The organism is Klebsiella sp. HN106 (assembly GCF_051209435.1).
Classification (GTDB): Bacteria; Pseudomonadota; Gammaproteobacteria; order Enterobacterales; family Enterobacteriaceae; genus Klebsiella; species Klebsiella oxytoca.
This window is the reverse complement of sequence record NZ_JBLURD010000171.1, coordinates 1-330: the sequence shown is the minus strand read 5'-3', so window position 1 is coordinate 330 and position 330 is coordinate 1. Positions and strand designations below refer to the sequence as shown.

Annotated in this window: 1 protein-coding gene; it reads right to left on the bottom strand. The window is 63.0% G+C overall.

Going from position 1 to position 330, the window contains the following annotated elements; translation table 11 throughout:
* The coding region (locus ACSIPU_RS30805; protein ID WP_435322505.1) for a putative PEP-binding protein at window positions 1-330 on the bottom strand (330 nt) is incomplete at both ends.

Below are 330 nucleotides of genomic sequence, written 5' to 3'. Positions count from 1 at the left end.
CACCCCCAGGCGCGGACGTGGGATGGCGTAGCCGATCATCTCTTCCACTTCGCGGCTGGCGCGATCGATCAGCCGACGGGCCTCATCCACCTCCTCCAGACTGGTCACCATCGGCAGCAAAATGCTGAGGTTGCCGGTGGCGGCGTTGGCGCGCAGCATCGCCCGCACCTGGATCAAAAAGATCTCCGGCTGATCGAGGGTGATGCGGATCCCGCGCCAGCCGAGGCACGGGTTCTCTTCGCTGATCGGCATATACGGCAGCTGTTTATCCGCGCCGATGTCCAGGGTACGCAGGGTCACCGGTTTGCTGTTAAACATCTGCAGCATGCC